Genomic DNA, 5,717 nt, shown 5'->3' on the forward strand with positions numbered 1-5,717 from the left:
GCGGGGCGGGGTGGTGAAAGCGTCGACGACGTCGGGGGCGTAGGCGAGAGCGCGTCGGTCGTCGTGGCTGAGGGTGAGCCCGGTGAACAGGGCGAGTGTGTCGTGGTGGTCGTCGACGGTGGCGCTCGTGTGCCAGGTGGTGGCATTGGTGTCGCGTAGGTCGCCGGTCAGGGTGATGACGTGACGAGGCCCGGACGGGGGGAGGGCGGTCGCGTCGGTGAGGGTGAGGTGGAGGCGGTCACCGGCGGGAGTGCGGTGGGCGTAGTCGTTGAGCTGCGCGGCCGCGGCGCGGAGCTTCGTCCAGACGCCTTCGAGCTGCTCGGGGGTGACGCCGGGAGCGGTGGTGATCTCGAGATGGAGCGTGACGTCGGTGACCGGTTCGCCGTCGTGGGTGAAGCGGCGGATCTCCAGGGGGGAGTGGACGGTGAGGGTGTCGGTGGCGCTGTCTTCGGTGGAGGGGCCGTCTGTGGGGGAGGGGGTGAAGTCGGCGGAGAGCGTGGTGAAGGTGTGCCGGTGGAGGAGGGGGGCGGCGGCGTCCCGTGCCGCGGGCCAGCCGTCGCCGCTGCGGGACGGTTCGCCGGTCTGTGGCGGGGAGCCGGGGCTCGTCGGGGCGCCTCCGCGCAGCCGCGGGATCTCGTCGGACGTCAGGTAATCGGCGATCTTGACGGCGCGTTGCCTGAGGTTGTCGGAGCCGAGTATTCCTTCGTCGTCGAGGAGCAGGTTGTGCACGGTGCGCAGGCTTTCCAGGTCGTCCGGCTTGAGGCGGTCGTCGGGAGAGCGCAGTCTGCTGTTCACGTCCGGGAGCAGCAGCGCGAGGTCCTGGTCGGAGATGGGGTCCAAGGGGCCGGTGACGGTGCGGGCCGCCGGGGGTGTGGCCGGTGGGAGCGGGGTGGTGTCCTGCGGGGGAGGAACGGGCTTGCGGCGGATCGCCCGGTCGGCTGAGGGGGCGGGGACGGGCCTTCTGCGTATGACGGGCCGTTGTTCTGACGGTTGGGTGGCCGCGTCGCGTGTCTCCTGCCCCCCCTCGGGTGCGGTGGACGGGCCGACCGGTGAGGAGGTCCCGGCGTGGTTGGGGGCGGGCGGCGTGGGGACGGGCTCGGCCGACCGGGGAAGAGCGGCGGGAGGCGTACTGCTCGCGGGCTGCTTCACCTTCTGCACCGCCTCACGAACGGTTGCGTCGTCGATCCTCGTGAGTACGGCGACGGACCCTGTCAGGGGTCCCGTGCCCAGAATCTGTGCCAGGTCCTTGAGCTGCTCCAGGTCCAGTCCGTACCTGCCGGCGATCGAGAAGAGCCACGCCTGGCCGCGCGGGTGGGCGGCGAGAGAGGCGGCGGGATACACGGCTGATATGTGATGAGCCAGGCTGATCAGCGTTGAGCCCCATGCGTGAGTGGGCATCCCGGACCGGGTCATCACTTGTGTCACATCGCGCGGATCCGCCGCGATCAGGTGGGAAAGGTGAAGAAGTTCCCTCGGTTCGATGTTCCTGTACGAGTTCGTCGAGAGAGCGATGTCGGTGGGAATGCGGCCCAGGGTCTCTATCCAGTGGACATACCCGTCTCTCTCCCCACGTTCAATCCCGAAGTCGGTAAAGAATTTCTTCAACGTCTTCTCGTCGAACCACTCGTACTTGAGGAGCCTCTTCAAGGCCTTCGGGGAGATGCCCAGCCGGAGGTGACTGAGCAGGTAATCCGAGACGGTGAGCTTGGCCGCTTTCCGGTAGGGAGGAAGAGCGTCACCCGGTTCGGTGCCGGTGTCGACCGGTTCCGTTGCCTCCAGGCGCCGGGCGATGTCCCGGGCGCGCTCGGCGAGGGAGTGACCGGGCAGGATGTGCCCGTGCCACAGCAGTTCGTCGTGCAGGCTGCGTACGGTGTCCCCGTCCTCCGCCCTGAGCTTCTCGTGTCCCACCAGATCCCAGTTGACGCTGGTGACCAGCAGGGCCAGGTCCTCGTCGGAGAGGATCTGCGGATGCCTGGAGCCGGCATCCCGCGCGGCTGAGGAGGAGGCGTGATGCGGCGCGGGGGGAGGGAAGTCGGCGGGCCTGTGCCCCTTGGCCATGTCCGCGGCTTCCCGAATGAGGTCGTTGTCCACGGGTGTGAAGGGTCTGACGTTGGCTTCTTTGAGTGCGATCGTCAGACCGTTGAGCTGAGCCATGTTCAGGCCGTGTTCAGCGCTGACGGCCGCTATCCACGCTGATGTGCGTGGGTCCGGCCAGGCCCGTGCCATGGAAACCTGCATCTGCCTCAGGATGTAGTGCCACTCCTCGTACGCACGCCTCTCGGACCTGCTCATCGTCGCTATCAGGTGGCGTGGATCGGCGCCCAGCGCGAGGGAGAGGCCGAGAAGCTCGGGTGCTTGGAGGAGGTTCGGGTGCGACTTCGCCAGCGCGTCGATGTCCGTGGGGACACGCCCGATGACCTCCACCCATTGAGCCAGCAGTTCGCCCCGCTCGGGCGCGACCGCGTAGTCGCGCATGAGCTTCTCCAAGGCGTTCTGGTCGAACCACTCGTACCTGAGGAGCCTCTGCCTGGTTTCCGGTGATATGCCCTGAAGCGTCTCGCTGGACCAGAGGCGTGTGGTGGCGAGTTCGGGTGCCTCCCGGTAGGAGGGAGGGGGCTCGTTCGGTCCGGCGCTGGACGGTCCGCCCGTCTCCTGGGGGGTGGTGGGTTCGACGGGGGCGCCTCCGCGCAGGCGTGGAATCGTGCCGAACCGCAGGTGCTGGGCGATGTCGTAACCGCGCCGCGAGAGTGGGTCCCTGCCCGAGACGTGTCCCTGTGCAAGAAGCCTGTCGTGCAGGTCGCGCAGGGCTTCCAGGCTGTCCGGTACGAGATCCCCGCCCTGTATCGCGTTCAGCTCCCTGCGCACGTCCGTGAACATCAGGGCGAGGTCTTGGGTGGAGAGTGCGCTCGTGTGTACGGCGCCGGAGTCCTGGAGGGGCGTGGTGGGGCTGAGCGAGCGTGCGAGGTCTTCGCCGCCGAGGGTGCTGAGGTCCACCGCGGGGGTGGTGGTGTCCGTGGTGGAGGTGAGCACTGCGGAGACGCCGTGGCCGTCGAGGGTGGTGAGGTCTGCAGCGGGGGTGGTGGCGTCTGTAGGGACTGATGAGTCCGGGGTGTCTGCGGTGGTGTCCTGTGGTGGCGGGACGGGTCGGCGCCGGATCTGCGGGCGCGTTGTGGTGGCGGTTCGTCTGCTGATGGCGGGTCGTCGCCGTAGGGATGGGGAGGTGGTGTTGGCGGGTGTGGGGGTGGTGGTGAGGACGTCGGTGATGTCGGGGTGGTAGGCGAGGGCGTGGTGGCCGTCGTGGTCAAGGGTGAGGCCGATGAGCTGGGCGAGGTTGTGGTGGTGATCGTCGATGGTGGTGTCGGTGTGCCAGGTGGTGGCGGTGGTGTCTTCGGTGCGGGAGGTGAGGGTGATGCGATGGTGAGGTGTGACGGTTCCGGCGGGGGTGTGGGTGGTCTCGGTGGCTTCGACGGTGAGGTGGAGGCGGTCGCCGGCGGGGGTGCGGTAGGCGGCGTTGTTGAACTGTGCGGCAGCCGCGTGGAGGTTGCTCCAGGTCTGCTGGAGGTGGTCGGGGGTGACGTCGGCGGGGCGGGTGATGTGGAACTGGAGGGTGATCTCGGTGACTGGCTCGCCCTGGTGGGTGAAGCGGCGGATTTCGAGGGGGGAGTGGACGGTGAGGGCGCTGGAGGGGTTGTCGTCGTTGAGGGGGGTGAAATGGGGGCCGGGCATGGTGAAGGTGTGCTGGTGGCGGATGGGGGGCGCGGCGTTGCGTGCTGCCTGCCAGTCACCGGGGGCGGTGGACGGGCCGGCCGGTGATTCGCCTTGCGGGCGCGGGGGAGCGACCGGTGTGGGGGGAGTCTCGGGCTCGTGGGGGAGGGGAGGGAGTGGCTTGTCGAGGGCTGCTGGTGGCCGGTGGGACGGGACTGCCTGGGAGGTGGAGGAGGAACCAGTTCCGGTCGGCGGCTGAACGTTGTGGAGTGCGGCCGTGTCTCCGGACGCACTCGAGGTCATGTTTGACGGCCGGGGGGTCTCGGCCAGGGGTGTTGTGCCGCTGGCGGTGCCGGGGCCGAGCCTGGGTTTGACGTAGGGAGCTGCGGCCGGCGGCCGGTAGTCGGGCTGCCGCACGCCCATCGCCCCGCCTCGGATCGATTCGTCGTCGATCCGTGTCAACACGGTTACGGAGCCGCCCTCTCCGCCCGCCCCGCCGAGCAGGGCGATCAGGTTCTTGAACTGTTCCCAGTTCAGTTCGTACTTGGCGGCGATCGAGAACAGCCAGGCGTGGCCGCGTGCGTTGTTGCGAGCAGAACTTTCCGGGTACGCGCTTCTTATCAGGTGATACAGCTCCGTCAGTCTTTCACTCCATTGCTGATAGGTGATTCTCGGGCTACGGGACATCACCTCGAGCAGATGCTGAGGGGCGACACGCATGCCGAACGAAAGAGTGAACACATATTTTGGGATGACGTTGTAAGAGGCCGCCAAAGTGGAGAGGTCGTTGGGGACGTGGCCTATGGAATCCACCCATTCAGCCAGCGCCTCTCTGCGCTCATAAGGAACTGCGAATTCAGCGATGAGATTTTTCAGATCCTCTTTGGCGAACCACTCGTACCGGAGGAGTCTGTTCATGGTGTCCGGCGATATGCCCATGACGGCATCGCTGAACAGGTAGCCGGCCAAGGAGAGTTTGTCGGCTTTGCGGTAGGGAGGAGGTGGCTCGACCGGTCCTGCGTGCGAGGGTTCGCCGGTGGGGTGGGGTGCGGTGGGTTCGGTTGGGGCGCCTCCGCGTAGGCGTGGGATGGTGCCGAACTTCAGGTACTGGGCGATGTTGTAGCCGCGTTCGGCGAGGGGTTCCCTGGCTCCGATGTCTCCGCGTGCGACGAGTAGGTCGTGGAGTTTTCGCACATTTTCGTGGTCAACCGGTTCGAGTGTGAGGTGTTTCAGATTCAGCAGTTCTTTGTTGGCGCTTGAGACCAGGAGTGCGAGGTCTTGGTTGGTGAGCGGGGTGGGTGTGCGGGGGCCGGTGGTTGTGGTGGGGAGGGCTGCGGGTGGGGGCGGGGTGGTGTAGGCGGGGAGGGTGTCGGGGTGGTAAGCGAGGGCTTGGTTGGTTTCGTGGCTGAGGGTGATGCCGAGGAGTCGGGCGAGGTTGTGGTGGTGGTCTTCGGCGTCCGCCTCGGTGTGCCAGGTGGTGGGGGTCGTTTCCTCGGTCTTGCGGGTGAGGGTGATGTGCTGTTGGTGGCGGGGAGGCGTGGGCAGGGTCGTGGCGTCGGTGACGGTGAGGTGGAGGTGGTCGCCGGCTGGGGTGCGGTGGCGGGCGTTGTTGAACTGCTCGACGCCTTGGTGGAGTTGCTGCCAGGCGTGTGCGAGGTCTTGGGGGGTGATGTCGCGGGGGTGGGTGATGTTCAGGTGAAGGGTGACGTCGGTGTAGGGCTGGTCGTGGTGGGTGAAGCGGCGGATTTCGAGGTGGGAGTCGGTGGTGGTGTGGGTGGTCTGTTCGTCGAGGGGGTGGGAGGCGGGGTCGAGGATGGTCAGGGTGTGGTGATGGTGGGTGGGTGCGGCGGCGTTGCGTGAGGTGTGCCAGTCGGCGGCAGCGGGGCTGGCACTGGGGTGGGGGGCGGAGCGCTGGTCCTGCGTGGTGGAGGGGGTGGCGATGTTGGTGTCGAGCGGGTTTGAGTCGAGTGGGTTGGGGGTGCTGGTGGTGTCTGGGGCGGTGGTGGTGGTGC

1 pseudogene is annotated in these 5,717 nt (G+C 67.5%); it reads right to left on the bottom strand.

Annotated elements, in window-relative coordinates:
• A pseudogene (locus M8H82_RS36215) lies at positions 1 to 5,717 on the bottom strand (hypothetical protein); the annotation flags it as partial.

The organism is Streptomyces sp. YS415, from assembly GCF_023544665.1.
Lineage (GTDB): Bacteria > Actinomycetota > Actinomycetes > Streptomycetales > Streptomycetaceae > Streptomyces.